This window comes from Pseudoduganella buxea, from assembly GCF_009720835.1.
GTDB classification, from domain to species: domain Bacteria; phylum Pseudomonadota; class Gammaproteobacteria; order Burkholderiales; family Burkholderiaceae_D; genus Rugamonas; species Rugamonas buxea.
Map to the genome: position 1 here is coordinate 1 of NZ_WNKZ01000050.1, position 17,109 is coordinate 17,109.

The 17,109-nt window shown below is 67.0% G+C and carries 17 protein-coding genes; 2 read left to right on the forward strand and 15 right to left on the reverse strand.

What is annotated here, in order from left to right; all coding sequences use genetic code 11:
- Positions 1-92: 92 nt before the first annotated feature.
- The 15 genes from GM672_RS16730 to GM672_RS16800 form a co-directional block, all read right to left on the reverse strand.
- Positions 93-983, reverse strand: coding sequence for an ExeA family protein (locus GM672_RS16730; protein ID WP_155471677.1), 891 nt, complete (start codon positions 981-983; stop codon positions 93-95).
- Positions 983-2,743 carry a pilus (MSHA type) biogenesis protein MshL gene (gene mshL / locus GM672_RS16735; protein ID WP_170300102.1) on the reverse strand — a complete coding sequence of 587 codons (1,761 nt, stop codon included), beginning with the start codon at positions 2,741-2,743 and terminating at the stop codon, positions 983-985. The genes GM672_RS16730 and mshL overlap by 1 nt, the downstream gene beginning before the upstream one ends.
- 23 nt (positions 2,744-2,766) lie before the next feature.
- Positions 2,767-3,162, reverse strand: coding sequence for an MSHA biogenesis protein MshK (locus GM672_RS16740; protein WP_229427740.1), 396 nt, complete (start codon positions 3,160-3,162; stop codon positions 2,767-2,769).
- Positions 3,159-3,920, reverse strand: coding sequence for a type II secretion system protein M (locus GM672_RS16745; protein WP_155471679.1), 762 nt, complete (start codon positions 3,918-3,920; stop codon positions 3,159-3,161). Before GM672_RS16745 ends, GM672_RS16740 begins: the two co-directional genes overlap by 4 nt.
- Positions 3,917-4,594, reverse strand: coding sequence for a PilN family protein (locus GM672_RS16750; protein WP_155471680.1), 678 nt, complete (start codon positions 4,592-4,594; stop codon positions 3,917-3,919). The genes GM672_RS16745 and GM672_RS16750 overlap by 4 nt, the downstream gene beginning before the upstream one ends.
- Complete coding sequence (locus GM672_RS16755) at positions 4,591-5,532, reverse strand: agglutinin biogenesis protein MshI (protein ID WP_155471681.1); 942 nt, start codon at positions 5,530-5,532, stop codon at positions 4,591-4,593. The genes GM672_RS16750 and GM672_RS16755 overlap by 4 nt, the downstream gene beginning before the upstream one ends.
- A 130-nt stretch (positions 5,533-5,662) precedes the next feature.
- Positions 5,663-8,776, reverse strand: a complete 3,114-nt coding sequence (locus GM672_RS16760) for a DUF6701 domain-containing protein (RefSeq protein ID WP_229417783.1) — start codon at positions 8,774-8,776, stop codon at positions 5,663-5,665.
- 23 nt (positions 8,777-8,799) lie between these two features.
- Positions 8,800-9,252 carry a pilus assembly PilX N-terminal domain-containing protein gene (locus tag GM672_RS16765; protein WP_155471683.1) on the reverse strand — a complete coding sequence of 151 codons (453 nt, stop codon included), beginning with the start codon at positions 9,250-9,252 and terminating at the stop codon, positions 8,800-8,802.
- Positions 9,249-10,070, reverse strand: a complete 822-nt coding sequence (locus GM672_RS16770) for a prepilin-type N-terminal cleavage/methylation domain-containing protein (protein ID WP_155471684.1) — start codon at positions 10,068-10,070, stop codon at positions 9,249-9,251. Before GM672_RS16770 ends, GM672_RS16765 begins: the two co-directional genes overlap by 4 nt.
- A 5-nt stretch (positions 10,071-10,075) precedes the next feature.
- A complete protein-coding gene (locus GM672_RS16775; protein WP_155471685.1) occupies positions 10,076-10,606 on the reverse strand; it encodes a hypothetical protein in 531 nt (176 codons plus the stop codon).
- The gene (locus GM672_RS16780) at positions 10,596-11,201 is read right to left on the reverse strand and encodes a prepilin-type N-terminal cleavage/methylation domain-containing protein (protein WP_155471686.1); all 606 of its coding nucleotides are present in this window, start codon (positions 11,199-11,201) and stop codon (positions 10,596-10,598) included. Before GM672_RS16780 ends, GM672_RS16775 begins: the two co-directional genes overlap by 11 nt.
- A 5-nt stretch (positions 11,202-11,206) precedes the next feature.
- Positions 11,207-11,671: a type II secretion system protein gene (locus tag GM672_RS29755; RefSeq protein ID WP_155471687.1), complete on the reverse strand. Its 465-nt coding sequence runs from the start codon at positions 11,669-11,671 to the stop codon at positions 11,207-11,209.
- Positions 11,672-11,736: 65 nt separating this feature from the next.
- Positions 11,737-12,249 carry a type II secretion system protein gene (locus GM672_RS16790; RefSeq protein WP_155471688.1) on the reverse strand — a complete coding sequence of 171 codons (513 nt, stop codon included), beginning with the start codon at positions 12,247-12,249 and terminating at the stop codon, positions 11,737-11,739.
- The gene (locus GM672_RS16795; protein ID WP_155471689.1) at positions 12,249-13,475 is read right to left on the reverse strand and encodes a type II secretion system F family protein; all 1,227 of its coding nucleotides are present in this window, start codon (positions 13,473-13,475) and stop codon (positions 12,249-12,251) included. Before GM672_RS16795 ends, GM672_RS16790 begins: the two co-directional genes overlap by 1 nt.
- Positions 13,475-15,178: a GspE/PulE family protein gene (locus GM672_RS16800; RefSeq protein WP_155471690.1), complete on the reverse strand. Its 1,704-nt coding sequence runs from the start codon at positions 15,176-15,178 to the stop codon at positions 13,475-13,477. Before GM672_RS16800 ends, GM672_RS16795 begins: the two co-directional genes overlap by 1 nt.
- Before the next feature lie 127 nt (positions 15,179-15,305).
- Here GM672_RS16800 and GM672_RS16805 point away from each other — a divergent pair, with 127 nt between their 5' ends.
- Together GM672_RS16805 and GM672_RS16810 are read left to right on the forward strand one after the other, a co-directional pair.
- Entirely contained in the window at positions 15,306-16,022 is a 717-nt protein-coding gene (locus GM672_RS16805; protein ID WP_155471691.1) for an ABC transporter ATP-binding protein, read from the forward strand.
- Positions 16,019-17,068: an ExeA family protein gene (locus tag GM672_RS16810; protein WP_155471692.1), complete on the forward strand. Its 1,050-nt coding sequence runs from the start codon at positions 16,019-16,021 to the stop codon at positions 17,066-17,068. Before GM672_RS16805 ends, GM672_RS16810 begins: the two co-directional genes overlap by 4 nt.
- The last annotated feature ends 41 nt before the right edge of the window (positions 17,069-17,109 follow it).

Below are 17,109 nucleotides of genomic sequence, written 5' to 3' on the forward strand. Positions count from 1 at the left end.
GGCGCCGACGGGACGCACGGCCGGGTCGGGGCCGCGCACCGCGCCGCCGCTGCCGCGCGCGTCCAGGTCTTGCAGCATCTTGTTTATCAGGCTCATTTGGTCAGTGCCATCGTTATGCCGGCGGCCAGCGAGGCGGCCGTGGCCAGCGCCGCGAACCACGGCCAGGTGCGGCGCACGGTACCGAGGGTATCGCGCGCGGCCAGGGTCACGTGGCGCTTCTCCACCTGCTGGCGCCCTTCGCCATAGGACAGCATCAGGGCCTTGTGGGCAATGATGTTGACGAGGCGGGGAATGCCGCCGGTGGCGCCGTACAGCTTGCGCACGGCGCCGCTGGAGAACAGGCGCGCGCCCGTGAAGCCGGCCACGCGCAGCCGGTGCGCCAGGTAGTAATCCAGCTCGTCGCGCCGCAGCGCGCCCAGGTGGTAGTGGAAGGTGATGCGCTGGGCCAGCTGGCGGATGGTGGGGCTGGCCAGGTGGGCATTCAGTTCGGGCTGGCCGAACAGCACGATCTGCAGCAGCTTGCGCTTTTCCGTCTCCAGGTTGGTCAGCAGGCGCAGCGCCTCCAGGCTTTCCAGCGGCAGCGCCTGCGCTTCGTCCAGGCACAGCACGACGTGCTTGCCGCGCGCGGCCAGCTCCAGCAGGCGCACCGTCAGCGACTTGACCAGCTGGTGCTGGTCGACGTCGCGCGGCAGGGTGATTTCCAGTTCGTCCGCCAGCGACAGCATCAGCGCGCGCGGTTCCAGGTAGGGGTTGGGCACGTAGGCCGTGACGAATTCCTCGCCCAACGTGGCCATGAACTTACGGCACAGCAGCGTCTTGCCCGTGCCCACCTCGCCCGTGATCTTGATGAAGCCCTCGCCGCTGCGCGCCGCCACCAGCAGGGTGTTCAGGCCTTCCTGCGAATGGGGGCTGCCGAAGAAGAAGCTGGTGTCCGGCGTGATGGAGAACGGCACCTCGCGCAGGCCGAAGTGGGCTTCGTACATCAGTTGCTCCGCAGCGCAGGATCGAGCTGCTGGATGCGGCGGGCGGCGTCCTGCATGTCCTGCGTCATGCTGCCGGCGCCGTCGACGATGGTGGGCCGGATCAGCACCACCAGTTCGCGCTTCTGCATGCCGCTTTCCTTGTTGCGGAACAGGGCGCCCAGCACGGGCACGTTGCCCACGCCGGGCAGCTGCGACTGGTCGCTGCTCATGGCCTGGCGCATCAGGCCGCCGATGGCGACGATCTGGCCGTCCTTGCCGCGCACCATGCTGTCCATTTCCGACGTGCTGGACGCGGCCAGCGGCAGGTTCAGCGAACCGGCGCTGCCCAGGTTGATGCTCTTGTTGACGGTGCTGACCTCGCTGACGGAAGGATGGACGTGCAGCATGATGTGGCCGTCCTCGTCGATCTGCGGCGTCACGTCCAGCAGCACACCGGAGAAGAACGGCTGCAAGGTAACGTTCGGCGTCGTCGTGTTGCCGCTCACGTTCGAGTTCGTCGTCGTGCTGATGCCCGTCACATAGAATTCGTCCGTGCCGATCTTCAGCACGGCCTTCTGGTTGTTCAGGGTGGCGATGCGGGGGCTGGACAGCACGTGCACCGTGCCCTGCGATTCCAGGAAGGAGATCATGGCGGAGAAATTACTGGTCTGGAAGGCCAGCCCGAACATCGTGCCGGCCGCGCTGGCCGCGTTGTTCAAGGTGGTGCCGGCCAGCGCGCCCAGTCCCGTGCCGGTGGACTGCGAGACGGCATTGCCGCCCACCAGGGTCGACAGGTTGGTACCGGGCGCGATGATGCCGGCCGAGCCGCGGCTGTTGCCGCCCGTGCGGAAGGCGGACCAGTTGACGCCGGACTGGAAGCCGCTGTTGAGCTGCACTTCGAGGATCTTCGCTTCCAGGATCACCTGGCGCTCCACGGCCAGGCGCGTGGCCTTCAGGTAGTCGCCCACGGCGCGCAGCTGGTCTGGCAAGGCGCGCACGACGATGACGCCGGACTGCGGGCTGATGACGACGCTGCGCCCTTCCCCGGCGCCGCCCACCAGCGCGTCCAGCGCGGCCTTCAGCTCGCCCCAGAAGTCCGTTTCCGTGCTGGTCTTGACGTTGCTGGCGTCTTCCTGCACGGCCTGGCCGCCGCCCGGCATGCCGTTCTGGGTCTGGCCGCTGTTGTTGCTCGTCGAGGAGGACCCGCCGCCGCTGCCGTTGCTGCCCTGGTTGGTCGACACATTGTTGATCGAAGTGGACGACACGCGGATATTCGAGCTGCCCTTGCGGCTGGCCGTCAGGTAGTTCACCTGGAACATCCTGGTCTGCATCGTCAGCGGTCGGATCGAGATGCGGTTGCCGTCGATCTTGTAGTCGTAGCCGTACATCTCGCGCACGGCATCCAGCGCCTCGGCGATCGTCACGTCCTTCAGGTTGGCCGTGATGGTGCCGGCCACTTCCGGGTGCAGCAGCATGTTGTAGCGGGTGCCGGCCACGATGGTGTTGAAGAACTGCTGGGCCGGCACATTGTTCAGCGCCACGTTGAAGCGTTCCTCCAGCACGGCCCGGGCCTTGGGCAGCTGGGCCGCCAGCGCCGGCACGGGCGGCAGCAGCGCCGCCTCGACGGCGCCGGGAGAGGCCGGTTGGGCGGCGCTTTTCGCGGCCGCCTCGTGCATCTCGCGGTTGATCGTGTCGTAGGTATCACGCCGCGCGGCCGTGTCGCAACCGGCCAGGGCCAGCGTGGTGGCGGCAACGCAGCCGAACGTGATCAATTTTTGCATGGTGTGGTTCATGGCCCGCTTGTTCATTGTTGTTCCGTCTGCTTCGTTGCCGCGGCGCTGCCGGCCGCGGTGGCGGCGACGGCGGCGCCCCGCGCCGGATACAGCCGCAGCACTTCGCGCGTCTTGCCGCGCCGCAGCACTACCTCGTCTTCGCCCACCCGTTCCACCACGGCGCCCTGGAAGGCGCTGCCCTGCCGTACCATTTCGCCACTAATCACGGCGACGCGGCGCCCGCCTGCCTCGCGCGACAGCAGGATCGACTGCAATTGGGGACGTGCCGGCACCGGAGCGGGCGCGGTGCTTGCCGCCGGTGCCCGCAGCGACGGGGGCGGCAAGGTGGGATCGGCCACCTGGGCCAGGGCGCCGGCATTGCCCAGCAGCAGCAACGAGGCGAGTAAGGCGGTCGATCCGCGCGTCACAGGGCAATCCATTTGTCGTCCAGGCTCAAGGTATACAGGGTCAAGGTCAATGTGGCCTTGTCGTGCTCAGTGGCATCGAGCGCCGCCCGGCCCCAGAACAGCTGGGCCGGCATGCGCTCCAGCGCTTCCATGTAGGCGACCATGTCGCCGTAGGCGCCGGCAAGCACGATGCGCACGCCGTGGCGGTACAGCAACGGCCCCGCCGGATGGGCGGCAGCGCCCGTCGTGTCGGCCGGTGCCGCAACGCCGGGTGGCGTGCTCGACAGCGCCGTCGGCGGCAGCACCGGTCCCGCCATGGCGCCAGGCTCGTCGTCGCCAGCGAAGCTGCCGTCCGTCGTGCCGGCCGGCGGCAAGGTCTTCAGCGATACCAGTTTCAGCCGCGCGTTCTGCTGCACCATCTGGCCCAGCAGCGCGCTCATCCGGGCCGGAGGCACCAGTGCCTTCTGCGTGGCCCGCAAGGACGTGCGCAGCGCTTCGCTGTCGGCCTGCAGGGTCAGCAGGCGCTTGCGCGCCTCCGCATCCGGATCGGCCAGCGCGGCGGCCTGCTTCTGCGCCAGTTCGACGTCGATGCCGGCCAGCTGGGCACGCTGCTGGATGAGGCTCTCCCGCAGGCTGCGTTCGCGCACGTGGGCCGGCTCGATCAGGCCGAAATACACGAGGAAGATGATGGCGGCCGCGCCGCCCAGCGCGATCATTGCCCGTTCACGGATGCTCAACTCTTCGATTTTCACCGACCACTTCAGCCACAGCGCCTTCATTGGCCCTCCCCCTGCACGCTGCCCGCGGCCTGCAAGGTGAACTCGATATAGGGGGCCAAGGCGGGTGCCAGCCCGGCCCCCGGCTCCGGCGGCGCCGCGGTGGCGACGCCTGCCCGCGCGGCTTGTGCCGGGCGAATAATCTCCACGTGGCCGAAGGCCTTGCCTTGCAGCACGGGCTGGCGGGCCAGGCCGTCCAGGTAGCCGGGCAGCAGCTCGGCCTGCAGGGCGCGCCCGCGCAGGCCGATATCGGCGGCGGCGCCGTCGATCTGCACCCCCGTCAGCCACAGGCCGTTGACCCGGCTGCGCGCCAGGGCCTGGAAGTATTCGGAATACCCGCGCGGGTTGCCGACGCGGTTCTGTTCCAGGATGGCGGCAACGCCGTGCAGGGCGCGGTTCTGCGCTTCGGCCGTGGCCAGTTGCAGGGCCACGCCGGGATCCTTCTGGCGCGGCGCCAGCGCCGCCAGCGCGGCCTGCTTGCGCGTTTCGGCCTGCTGCAGCTGGGTGCGAACCTGCGCCGCCTCCGCTTCCAGGCTGGCCATGCGGCCGCGCGCGGCGACGGCAAAGGCGAGCGAGCCGAACAGCGCAACGCCCAGCATCATGGCCAGAGCCGGTGCCGTCAGGTAGCGCTTCTGCTTCTGGAAGCGGGGGTTGAACAGGTTGATCTGCTGGCTCATGGCGCCACTCCCTCGTCGCGCAGGGCGCCGCCGACGGCCAGGAAGAAGGCATTTTGCGCCGCCGCGTCGCGCAACTCGGGCACACCCTCCAGGTCCAGCACCGTGTCCAGGTCCAGCATCTCGACAGGCAGGTACATATTGCTCGACAGGTAATCGGCCAGGCTGCTCGACCCCGTCGGCGCCACCACCAGCTTCGACACGGCCACGTACTGGAACTGCCGTTCGAAATTGTCCAGCGAGCGTTGCAGCTCCAGCGCGATGCGGTCGAAATACTGCTGGCGTGCCTCGGGCGGCCCCTCGACGTGGCCCAGTGCGATATCCATCCGCCGCGCCAGGTACAGCTCGCCCTTGAACGTTACCGTCAACAGGCCGCCGCCGCCGTCGAAGGACAGCATGGCCAGGCCCCGCCCTTCCGGCTCCAGCAGGGCCGAGATATTTCGCTGCGCCATTTCGCCGATATCGATGATGCCCAGCGCCACCTTCGCTTCGGCATACATGTTCTGGTGCGCCTCGATGACGGCGTTGCGGGCCGCCACGGCGAATACCTGGTGGTTGTGGGTCGCGCCGCCGGCAGCGACGGGAATGTCAACGACGTCCAGGGTGGCATCGGCCACGGGGAAGTCGATCATGTCCTTCAGGCGCCATCCGACGGCCGTCTTCATTTCCGCCGCCGGCACGTTGGGCGCTTCCAGCGACAGCAGCTGATACGAGCCGAACGGCAGCATGCTGCTGCAATGGTGCTGGACCGCATGCAGCTCACGGCCGACCTTGCCGATCAGCGCGGCCAGTTCCTCCAGCTTGCCCGGATGGAAGGCGCAGGCCAGCACGGCCGGCCTGGCACCCGCACTGCGCCGCACCACGGCCGCGCGCACGCCATCGCCCGCCGGCGCGATCGCCAGCCAGCCGTCCTTCTTTCCTGCCTTGTGCCAAAACGCCATGCCTTCGGTCTCGTCCTGTGAAGTCGCTTGCAGTTTGCCCTGCAACGGCTTGATTATAGTAAAGATGTGCCCCGCCGGCGCCGTGAAGACGTGCAATCTGCCCCCGCATGTCGCCTATTTGCCCCGGCGCTCAGTACATTTCGCGGATATACGTGTAAATCGTTGGCGAACGCACCACGCCGTAGGTCAGCACACCCTTTGTTGTCGGCAGCCAGCTCTGGCTGTTCAGCCACATTTCCAGCGAGCCGTTGCTGCCTGCGCCCGGCGCGGCCAGCCTCACCGTGCCGACGCCGGCCGTGAAGGTGCCGACGGTCGATGCATCGACCCGCAAGGCCAGGTTGCAGGCCGTGGCGCCGGGCAGCTTGGCGCAGTCTTGGGCGAACTGCGGGCCCGTGGCCGGCACGAAGGTCGTGACGGAATCGGTGCTGCTGTCGTACCAGCCGGCGAAGCCGGCCGCCATGCCGAAGAACTGCGGCTTGACGGGCACGGCCAGCACCTGGTCGGCCGCGCCCTGAGCACTGGGCACGTACATGCGGCCGGCCACGACGCGGATGCCCCCTTCCACTGCGGCGGCCCGTTTGGACGTCACGGCATCAAGCCCGCTCGACTCGATGGCACGGACGTAGGCCGATATCGGCTGCGGCCAGTTGTTGGCGCTGGGTGTTTCCCTTGAATACTTCAGTGCGGTCGGGAAGGTGTAGACCGCCGTCGTTTTCGCCACGCCGGCGGCGAAGGCGCTGGCCGGAATGACGGCGGCACTGAACGTCGACAGCGTGCTGCCCGCCGTGGGCGAGGTCTGCGCCGTCGTACCGTTCGGCTGCGTGAACGCCGTCAAGGTGACGTCACGCGCCAGTTCGAGCCGGTAATTCTGCAGCACGTTGTTGGCCCGGCCCATCGCCTGCACTTCCACCTGGAACGGCTGCTCCGAATAGGCCATCGTGCCGATGGCCGAGACGGGCGCCGTCGCGGCACTGGGGCAGCCGGCGGCCGTGACGCAGGCCATCGGCCCCGTGACGATGGTGTTGAAGTACGCCGGCACGAAACGGCCCACATTGATGAAGGATGCCGCCACGTTGCCGCTGCCCAGGTAGTCCTTGCCCTGCAGGGCCGCATCGAGCTGCAGCACGCCGACGTCGTCGTAGGCGAAGGTGGTGCCGGTAGCGACGCCGCCGACGAAGGCATTGAAGGCGCCCCGGAACGGCACCGGGTCGAAGTAATTGTCCGGTGCGCGGCCCACCACCATGGCCGGGATGGGGCCGGACGCCGTGGCCGCCGGCGTGGCCGTGACAAGGACCTTGACGGGCTCCGTCTCACGGCCGAAGTTCGGTGCCGGCGTGGTCAGTCCAGGCATCATCGCCTGCACGGTGAGCGCGAACGGATCGCCCGCCACGGCGAACTTGGGGTTGGTGGCCAGCGCCGGCGTGGTGGCGGCGTTGTACGACGGTGCCTGCAGCAGCAGCTTCTCGGGGCGCGACACGAAGGAGCCGGTCGAGCCGAGGCGGCCATCGCTGTCGGACACCAGCAGCTCGACCCGGCCCACGTCCTGGTAGCGCAGCTGGAATTCCACCTTCGTGCTGGGCGTGCCGGCGCCGAAGACGATATTGTTCAAGCCGCTCCACGTGCTGGACGTCTGGCCCGGAATGGCGCCCGCGTTCTCGCACAGCGGCAAGTTCAAGACCGTGCTGCTGATGTTGTACGTGGCACGCACGCCCGCGTTCGTCGTCGGGTTGTGGCACGTCATGGCGAACTTCATGCGCAGTGTGGTGTCGGCATTCGACATGGCCGTCGGCACGCCCTTCACGACGTAGGAGATGAACATGCGCAGGTCCGTGTTGGCCAGCGACGGGTCGAAGTTGACGGGGCTGCAGGTCTGCTCCGGGTCGCCGAAGGGCTTGTTGTGCACGCACGGCGCCGTCGTGAACATGAACTGCGGCGTGAAGTCGCCCAGGCCGGCACGCACGCTGAGCGTGGCCGTGTCGTTGGCGTCGTAGTAGTCGAACAGGGGGCCGCCGACGGTGGCACTGTTGGTGACGAGGCCGGAGACGCCCCGCACCGGCGTCACGGGAATCGTGATGGCCGGCAGCTTCTCGTCCACCGCCATCTTCTTCGTCGTGTCGTAGGTGCACGTCACCGTCTGGCCGGACTTGACGCAGCTCCAGCCCGTGCCGCTGGGCGTGCCGACGATCAGCGAAGCCGGCAAGGTATCCGTGACAACGATGGGACCCGCCTCGGGCAGCGGCCCGTTATTCGACACGACCAGGGTATAGGCCGTGGTGGTCGATTCCACCAACGGGCCTTCCAGGGTCATGGCGATGGCCCGGTCGGTGGCCTGCACGTTCGGCGCGGCGATGATCTCCGCGTTCATCAGCACCAGGTCGTTGCCGGACTGGTAGGTGGTCTTGGCCGAGCGCTGGCCGCTGGCGATGATGGGCGAGGCGATGGTGTAGGCATCGAAGTCGATGCCGAAGGAATTCTGGTCGTTGTTGATATTGCTGACGGAATTGAATTGGTTGCCGGCCGGGTTCAGGCTGTCCACCAGCTGGTTACCGTTGAACAGCAGGTTCTCGCCGCCGCCCGACAGCGATGAATCGCCTTCCCACGTCAACGCCCCTACCCTGCCCGTCTGCGTGCCCAGCGGCGAAGGCGTCAGGAAGTTCGCCAGCGTCAGTTCCACCTGCGAATTGCGGATGTACTGCAGGCCTTCATACACATTCAGTACGCGGAATGTGGCGCGCGCATCGTTGGTGTTGTAGACCACCAGCAGCTGGAAGCCGCCCAGCACGCCCTGCACGGCGCAGAACAGGCTGCTGCGGTCCACCGTCAGGTCCGTCGCCGTGTAGTTGGCATTGCCCTTGGCCTTGACCTGGGCCGTCACGTCGGCCGCGGCGGCGAAGTAGTTGTAGCCGACCGTGGTCGACGTGTATTGCCGGTTGGTGGGCGCCGTCGCCGTCTTGCCGTCGAAGGTGACCGTGTAGTCGGGCGTGCTGGACGAGCCCGCCCAGTACAGGTAGGCGGCCAGCACGGTCGACCCGGTCGGCAGGCCGGACAAGGTCATCGTCACGCTGCTGGCGATGGAACAGGCGTCGTTGCCGTTGGCCTTGGTGCGCAGGGATTCCTGCGTGCCCGTGAAATTGACCGTGCCGGCGAAGCTCTTGAACAGCGTGATCGGCGTATCGGCGCGGACGGTGGACGCCGACAGCAGCAACGTCAACAGCGCCAGCAAGGCGCCGGCAAGGCGGGTCATCCACATCGGGGGCGGCATCCTTTTCACAGCGTGGCCTGCACGACGCGCTGGACATAATCGAGGCCCGGCGCAGGATTCGGGCACGCCCCCGCCGCCGTGGGCTGGTTGCAGGCCGTGGCCGTGATGCGCACGGGGGCTAGGTCGGTGACGCCGTCATTCATCAAGAGGGCCGTGCGGCTGCACGTGACGGTGACGGTAAACGGCGCCAGCGGCGCCGGCATCACCACGTTTTCGGCCACGCCCGTGCAGATGTTGGCGGCGCTGGCGAGCCGGTGCATCGACACGTCCACGCCCGTGCGGGCCGCCTCGTAGGCACGCGCGCCCAATATCTCGTAGGCCGAACTGGTGTGCTGCGCCGTCGTCAACGTGACGATGGCCGCGCCGATGCCGGACAGCACCACCAGCAGGAAGATGGCGGTGACGATGGATACGCCACGGCTGCGGCGCAGGCGGCGCGCGACGGACGAACCCTTCATGGCAGGTTCTCCACCTGGGTCTGGCGCACGAGGCTGACGGTTTCGCCGCCGGTGGACGTCAGTTGGAGCGATGCCGTCACCAGCGACGTGCCGGCCTGGGTAGGCAGGGGCAGGTTGCGGAAGGCGCAGGTGGCGCGGTCGGCCAGCAGGGCTTCCGGGCCCAGCGCGTTGATATCGGCGACGCCGGACTTGGGGATGGTCCGCGTGAAATGGCGCACCAGCCTGTTGTTATTGCACAAATATGTCACGGTGCCGGCGGCGATGCGGAAGCGGTAAGGGGGTGGTGCCGCTGCCGCCAACGGCAAGCCCCCGGCCAAGGTGACGCGGTTGCCGGCAATGGCCGTGATGGACACGACGTTGTTGCGGTTCAGCGCATACACATTGGCCGGCGCCGCGCCCGTGTTGTTGATCACCAGCAGGTCATCCGGCACGATGGCGGCGCGTCCCGTCGGTGCCGGGCCGACGATATCGAACTGGGTCGATGCGCCGTCGAAGCGCAGCGGGAGCACGCCCGCCGGTGGGAGATTGTTGACGTCGACATAGCGCCCGCCCGCCTTGGTCAGAACGAACTGCAGCGCCGTATTGCCGTTGGCAACGACCACGCTGTTCGGCAAGGCCAGGCGCAGCTCGCGGTTGATGCGGCCCAGCGCCGTGTCGGCCGTGTCGGCCAGCGCGATGCGGGCAGCCGTGTCGACATGGCTCTGTACGGGCAGGCGGATGAACACGGCAACGAAGGACGCGACAATGCCCGTGATGACGATGACGACGATGGCCTCGACCAGGGTGAAGCCGCGCTGGCGGCGCGAGAGTTCTGTCATGGCCGTCATCGGATACGGTAGCTGGCCAGCACGGTGCTGCTGCCGCCGTAGGTGACGGCGATGCTGATCAAGGCAGTGGCGCCGGCCGTCACGCCGTTGAACGGGTTCGGCTGCGTGATCGTCACGGTGGCCGCGTACCCTGGTGGAAAGGCATTATTGGCGGCATCGGCGGCATATGCCCGGGGCGTGCCGTAGGCGGTGACGTAGTCGTTCACATTGTCGAACGGGCGCGCGTTATTGCCCGCCTCGGGACCGACATTGTCCGGGATCGTACAGGCGACGGCAGGAATGGCGCCGTAGTTCGGATCGTTGACATCGCACAGGGCCATGCCGGCCGAGCGGATTTCGTTCATCAGGCCTTCGGCGATGGCCAGGGCCTGCTTCTGGCGGATCGGGTCGGCGCTGCGGGCCGTGCTCAAGGCGATCACCTGCAGCACGCCGACGACGGCCACGGTGACGATGACGATGAAGATGATCAGTTCGATCATCGTCAGCCCGCGCTGGCGCACCAGCTGCACCGGTGCCTTAATGGACATACCCGGTGGCTGCCTCGATCCGTGTCGCCAGCACGATGCCGTTGCCGCTGACCTGTACGACCAGCGTGGCGAAGGTGGAAACAAGCGTGGGCTGGACATCGGCAAGGGCAAATGGGGTCCCGGCTGGATCGAAATAGAAGGTGGGGTGGGCCGTGACAGCCAGCCCGGCGGGCACGCCTTCGCAGGCCCACCGGGCGTTATTGCAGTGCAGGCGCGTGGCCGCGCTATCGCTGCTGTTGCCCCCGGGCGACTGTACCAGATTCGCCGCCGTACACGCCGCATCGTAGCAAAGGGCCACGCTGCTGCCGTTCAGCCGCACGAACACGCTGCGGTTCTGGGCGATGGCCAGTTTCTGGCCGTAGCGGATCAGGGAGCCGACCTGGTTCGAATACCCGGCCGCGTCGTAGGTGGAACGGTTGAAGAAGCGCTGCGACGCGAAGGCGGCAAGGATGCCGACGACGACGAGGACGATGACCAGTTCCACCAAGGTAAAACCCGACTGGCCGGTTTTGCTGCCGGACAGTCGGGCCGGTGTCACTTGGGCGTTGGCGCAGGTCACGTGGCGGTCGGTGGCCGCCCCATCGGGGCGGCCCATGACTATCAGCAGGAAGCCAGGGCCGGAGCCGCGCCGACCACGGGTGCGGCGGTCGCGGTGGCTTGCGTGTAGGTGAACTGGCAGCTGGACTTGCCCGTTTCCTCGACGGTGGTGACACCGGCCGCATGGGTGATCTTGTAATCGCCGCTCAGGCCAGCGGCGGCAACGATGCCGGTCGCCGACGCGGACGGGTAGCCGTTCGTCATGTCGATCGCTGCGCCTTCCAGCGTCACGGTGGCGGGGGCGTTGCCGCGGACCAGCCACTCGCCATGGGAGATCGACATCGCGCTCAGTACGGAGCCGCGGGCGGCGGCCATCTTGGCCACGCGGGCATCGTCGCCCATGTCGGCGAAACGGGGCAGCGCTGTGGCGGCCAGGATGCCGAGGATGACGATGACGACGATCAGTTCGATCAGGGTGAAACCGGCTTGCTTGGCACGGCTCAGCGAACCCACTTGTTTGAATTGCATTTGAATCTCCAGCGTAAAGAAAGTAATTTGCGACGGCAGCTACACGAGGATGATTTGCATTCTGGTCAACCGTCTACCTGGGTCAGGGCGACACTGCCAACGAGTGGTTGTGTCCCTGGCGGCTTGGCGTTGTTCGTGGGCAAGCGAGTGAATTTTATCGTGAACGCCCACTGTGTCGGTGTTCCCGTATGAAAACTTTTCTTTCCCGTGAATAGATAAACAAGTTTCTGTTGTTTTCTGTCGAAATACCAGCTTCCCGGTGCCAGGGCTTGCTCATCCGGCTTGTCGAATTCGCCCCGATACGACGCCGGCGGCGTTTGCAACAGTGCCATCGGGTTCGAGCCGACCAGTGCGGCGACGGCCGCCGCGTCGCCGGCGATCTCTGCCTGCAGCACGCGCACCAGCAGCAGGCTGCGCAAAGTTGCCACCTGCCGGGTGACGTCGGCGTGCTCCGCTTCGGCCTGGTAGCGCTGCACCCGGTCCAGCAGCACGGCCGCCAGGATGGCAAAGACGCCGGCGCAGACGGCCAGTTCGAACAGCGACGCGCCCCGCTGCCGGCGGCGGGCGTCGGCCCTCATCACTTGCGCAGGGCGACCCGCCCCAGGTCCCAGATGGGCAGGAAGATGCCCAGCGCCAGCACCAGCACCATGGCGCCCAGGAAGGCAATCAGGATCGGTTCGATCTGCGAGGCCAGGGTCTTCAGTTCGTAGTCCACTTCGCGCTCGTACATCTGGGCGATCTCGTCCATCAGGTCGTCCAGCGAACCGGATTCCTCGCCCACGGCGATCATCTGCAGCACGATGGGCGTGAAGATGCCGGCCGTCACGGCCGTACGAAGGATGCTTTCGCCCCGCTCGACGCTGTCGCGCATGGCCTCGACCCGTTGTGACAGGTAGGCATTGTCCACCGTCTGCGACACCACCGTCAGCGCCTGCACGATGGGCACGCCGCTGCGGGCGGCCAGCGAGAAGCTGCGGGCGAAGCGGGCCATGGTTGCCTTGTGGACGATCTTGCCCGCCACGGGCAGCCGCAGCTTCCACCGGTCCCATTTCAGGCGCCCTTCCACCGTGTTCATCCAGCCACGGATGCCGAAGAAGACGCCCACCGCCCCACCCAGCAGCAGATACCAGTAATTGATCGTGAAGTTGGAGCCGGCGATCAGCAGCCGCGTCATCAGCGGCAGCTCGGCATTGAAGCTTTCGAACACCTTGACGAACTGGGGGATGACGAACACGTTGACAATGATCATCGCCGCCACCATCGCGATGACGACGAACATGGGGTAGCGCACGGCGCTCTTGACGCGCGAGCGCATTTCCCTGTCGAATTCCAGGTGCTCGAACAGGCGCAGCATCACTTCGTCGAGCCGGCCCGTCATTTCGCCCACCCGCACCATGGACAAATAGAAGTTATTGAACACGCCGGGGTGGCGCCGCATGGCCGCCGACAGCTCGCGCCCCGCATCGAGCGATTCGCGCAGGTCGCGGATGACCTTGCCGAAGGATTTCGAGATGGCCGATTCCTGCAGGCCGGCCAGGCCGCGCATGATGGGTACGCCCGACTTGAGCAGGGTGTACATCTGGCGCGAGAACAGCTGCACGTCCAGCGGCGTCACGGCCTTTTCCGTCAGGCGGGCCCAGATCCCCTCGACGTCGCTGGCAGGCTGGCGCGTGGCCGTGATCTCCACCGGCGTGGCGCCGGTGCCCATCAGCTGGTCGGCGCAGGCGCCCTGATCGGCTGCTTCCAGCACGCCCTGCAGCAGCTCGCCCTTGCCGTTGCGCGCCTTGTATGCGAAAAATGGCATTACTCTTCCTGCTGGTTACTGATGCGCATGGCCTCGGCGATGGTCGTGCGGCCCTGGATCACCAGTTGCACGGCGTGGCGGCGCAGGGTCTGGCCTGCCATGGCCTGCCCGGCCGCCTTCAGGAAGTTGGCCGGGTCCGGATCGTTGGCGGCATCGACGACGGCGCTCGTCATTTCCAGCAGCTCGTAGACGCCGGTACGGCCCCGATAGCCCATGCCATTGCAATGGGAGCAGCCCTTGCCGTGAAAATATTTCGCCATGCCCACCTTGTCGTTCAGTTCCAGGCGCAGCCATTCCAGCTCCGTCGGCGTGGGCGTGTACTCGGTGGTGCAGCTTTCGCAAATGACGCGCAGCAGCCGCTGGGCCAGCACGGCCTGCAGGGAGCTGGCCACCATGTAGCGCGGCACGCCCATGTCCATCAGCCGCAACGGCGTGCTGGCGGCGTCGTTCGTGTGCAGGGTCGACAGCACCAGGTGGCCCGTCATGGCGGCGCGCAGGCCGATCTGGGCCGTTTCCTGGTCGCGCATCTCGCCCACCAGCACGATATCCGGGTCCTGGCGCAGGGCCGAGCGCAGCACACGGGCAAAGTCGAGCTCGATCTTCTCGTTGACCTGCACCTGGTTGATGCCGGGCAGCCGGTACTCGACGGGGTCTTCCACCGTGATGAGCTTTTTCTCCACGGAGTTCAGTTCCGCCAGTGCGCTGTAGAGCGTCGTCGTCTTGCCCGAGCCCGTCGGGCCCGTCACCAGCACGAGCCCGTTGGGGCGCTGCACGATGGCGCGGAATTTCTCCATCATGGGCCGTGGCATGCCGATCGCGTCCAGGCGCAGGTTGGTGTTGCCCTGGCTCAGGAGTCGCATGACGATGGATTCGCCGAACTGCGTCGGCATCGTCGAAATACGCACATCGATGCGGGTGCTCTTCACGCGCACGGCGAAGCGGCCGTCCTGCGGCAGGCGCTTCTCGGAAATATCCAGGTCGCTCATCAGCTTCAGGCGCAGCGCCAGCGCCGGCGCGATCTTGATGTCGGCCTGGGTCTGCAGGTGCAGCACGCCGTCGATGCGAAAGCGGATGTGCAGGCGGTTTTCCTGGGGCTCGATATGGATGTCCGAGGCCCGCACCTGGGCCGCGTCGTCGAACACGGACTGCAGCAGCTTGACGACGGGCGCCTCTTCCAGCCCCGGGTTGACGGCCAGCGCGCCGAAGTCGACGGACACATCGCCCATCTCCTGCTCCAGCTCGCGCGCCAGGTCCGTGATGTCCTCGGTGCGGCGGTAGATGCGGTCGATGGCGGCCAGCACTTCCGTCTCGTTGACGACGGCCAGCTCGATGTTCTGCTTCACCAGCCGGGCGATCTCGTCGTAGGCGAACAGGTCGGTGGGGTCGGACATGCCCACCAGCAGCGCGCCATGGCGGTCTTCCAGCACGAGCGCGCGGAAGCGGCGGGCCTGGGTTTCCGGCAGGAGCCGCACCAGGTCGGCGTTGATATTGTAGAACTTCAGGTTGATATAGGGGATGTTCAGCTGGCGCGCCAGCGCGCCCGCGATCTGCTCCTCGGTAACATAGCCGCTGTCGATGAACACGCGGCCCAGCTTGCGTCCGCTGCGTTTCTGCTCCGCCAAAGCCAGGCCCAGCTGTTCTTCCGACAGCAGCTTCTGCTGCACCAGGATTTCGCCCAGTCTTACCTTCTCTGGCCTTGCCATAACTAATGTTCCTCTAAATCAAGTATCGGCGCATTGTATGCTCATTGTGCCCGAAGGTCATTGCAAGCTAGCGCACTCCGTCTGATCTTTGCTACAGTGGCGGATCGTCACTATTTGATTGTCTGACATGCCCGAGTTCGCTTTGCGTCTAGCCGACGTCGTCAAACGCCATGGCCGGCAGCCGATACTCAATGGTATCTCGCTCGACCTGGCGCAGGGCGAATGCGTGGGCCTGGCCGGCGTCAACGGCGCCGGCAAGACCACGCTGCTCAAGTGCCTGCTGGATTTGTGCAGCGTGGACGGCGGCCGCATCACGCTGTTCGGGGCCGATCACCGCAAGCCGTCGGCCCGCTCCGAGCTGGCCTACCTGCCGGAGCGGTGCAACCCGCCCGCCTGTATGAACGGCAACGAATACCTGCGCTACCTGGCCGCGCTGCACGGCCAGCCATGCGGCGCGGCGCGCCGCGCGGCCATGCTGGCGGCGCTGGAACTGGACCCGGCCACGCTGGACCGGCCCGTGCGGCAGTTGTCCAAGGGCATGGTGCAGAAGCTGGCGCTGGCCGGCTGCCTGCTGCTGGACAAGCGCCTGTATGTGCTGGACGAACCGGCCAGCGGCCTGGACCCGCAGGCGCGGGCCCTGTTCAAGCGGGCGCTGCGCCACGCCCGGGCCAGCGGCGCGGCCGTGCTGATGACGTCGCACGCGCTGGCCGACATCGACGAGTTGTGCGACCGCATCGTCATCCTGCACGATGGCGCGCTGCGCTTCGACGGCACGGCCGACGCCTGCCGCGCGCACTTCGGCGCGGCCGACCTGGAGGGGGCTTTCTTGGCCGCCATCGCATGAGTACCGTCTACCTGCAGCACTTCGGCCTGCAACGGGCGCCGTTCTCGATCACGCCGAATCCCGCCTTCTTCTATGGCGGCCACAGCCGTGCGGACATGCTGGACGCCATGCTGTATGCCGTCACGCAGGGCGAAGGCATCATCAAGGTCACGGGCGAAGTGGGCAGCGGCAAGACCATGCTGTGCCGCATGCTGGCCGGCCGCCTGCCGCCCCGCATCGATGCCATCTACCTCGTCAATCCCCGCCTCGACCCGGACGGCGTGCTGTTTGCCATCGCCGCCGAACTGGGGCTGGACGCAGCCGGCCGGCGCGCCGACGAAGTGCTGCGCCTGCTGAACGGGGAGCTGATCGCCCGCCATGCACGGGGCCGCCAGGTGGTACTGCTGGTCGAGGAGGCCCAGGCCATGCCGCTCGACACGCTCGAGGCCGTCCGCCTGCTGACGAACCTGGAAACGTCGAGCCACAAGCTGCTGCAGATCGTGCTGTTCGGCCAGCCCGAGCTGGACGAGCACCTGGCGCTGCCCGCCATGCGCCAGTTGTCCGAACGGATCACCCACAGTTTCTTCGTGCCGCCGCTGCCGCGCGAGCTCGTTCCCGCCTTCCTGCTGTGCCGCCTGCGCGCGGCAGGGTATACTGGGGGCGCCCTGTTCAGCAATGCGGCCGTGCGGCGCATTGCCCGGGCTTCCGGCGGCATCATCCGGCGCATCAATATCATTGCCGACAAGGCGATGATGGCGGCGTTTGCCGAGGATGCCGTGGCCGTGCGCGACCGGCATGTGCGGCTGGCCGTGGCCGAATGCCGTTTCGCCGCGCCGGCGGGCCGGCGGCCGGCATGGCTGGCCGCAAGCGTGGCCGCGGCAGGCGCGGCGGCCCTTCTGCTGTGGCTGGCATGGCCGCTGCGGGCACATGCCGATTCGCTGCCGCCCATCCCGGCGCCGGCATGGGCAAACGGCCACGATGCACAAACACAATTGATGTTTGACGCGATTTGTAAGATGATTATTGCCTTTACAGCAAATCAACACCACTCGGCACACAATGAATAAAGTCGCGGCAACTCTGCTCTGCTCGCTCCTGGGGGCATGCG

Bases quoted from the DNA above. Each gene is read 5' to 3' on its own strand.
- GM672_RS16730 (WP_155471677.1), bottom strand. From the start codon at position 983: ATGTACGAAGCCCACTTCGGCCTGCGCGAGGTGCCGTTCTCCATCACG.
- mshL (WP_170300102.1), bottom strand. From the start codon at position 2,743: ATGCAAAAATTGATCACGTTCGGCTGCGTTGCCGCCACCACGCTGGCC.
- GM672_RS16745 (WP_155471679.1), bottom strand. From the start codon at position 3,920: ATGAAGGCGCTGTGGCTGAAGTGGTCGGTGAAAATCGAAGAGTTGAGC.
- GM672_RS16750 (WP_155471680.1), bottom strand. From the start codon at position 4,594: ATGAGCCAGCAGATCAACCTGTTCAACCCCCGCTTCCAGAAGCAGAAG.
- GM672_RS16755 (WP_155471681.1), bottom strand. From the start codon at position 5,532: ATGGCGTTTTGGCACAAGGCAGGAAAGAAGGACGGCTGGCTGGCGATC.
- GM672_RS16760 (WP_229417783.1), bottom strand. From the start codon at position 8,776: ATGACCCGCCTTGCCGGCGCCTTGCTGGCGCTGTTGACGTTGCTGCTG.
- GM672_RS16765 (WP_155471683.1), bottom strand. From the start codon at position 9,252: ATGAAGGGTTCGTCCGTCGCGCGCCGCCTGCGCCGCAGCCGTGGCGTA.
- GM672_RS16770 (WP_155471684.1), bottom strand. From the start codon at position 10,070: ATGACAGAACTCTCGCGCCGCCAGCGCGGCTTCACCCTGGTCGAGGCC.
- GM672_RS16775 (WP_155471685.1), bottom strand. From the start codon at position 10,606: ATGTCCATTAAGGCACCGGTGCAGCTGGTGCGCCAGCGCGGGCTGACG.
- GM672_RS16780 (WP_155471686.1), bottom strand. From the start codon at position 11,201: ATGGGCCGCCCCGATGGGGCGGCCACCGACCGCCACGTGACCTGCGCC.
- GM672_RS29755 (WP_155471687.1), bottom strand. From the start codon at position 11,671: ATGCAATTCAAACAAGTGGGTTCGCTGAGCCGTGCCAAGCAAGCCGGT.
- GM672_RS16790 (WP_155471688.1), bottom strand. From the start codon at position 12,249: ATGAGGGCCGACGCCCGCCGCCGGCAGCGGGGCGCGTCGCTGTTCGAA.
- GM672_RS16795 (WP_155471689.1), bottom strand. From the start codon at position 13,475: ATGCCATTTTTCGCATACAAGGCGCGCAACGGCAAGGGCGAGCTGCTG.
- GM672_RS16800 (WP_155471690.1), bottom strand. From the start codon at position 15,178: ATGGCAAGGCCAGAGAAGGTAAGACTGGGCGAAATCCTGGTGCAGCAG.
- GM672_RS16805 (WP_155471691.1), top strand. From the start codon at position 15,306: ATGCCCGAGTTCGCTTTGCGTCTAGCCGACGTCGTCAAACGCCATGGC.
- GM672_RS16810 (WP_155471692.1), top strand. From the start codon at position 16,019: ATGAGTACCGTCTACCTGCAGCACTTCGGCCTGCAACGGGCGCCGTTC.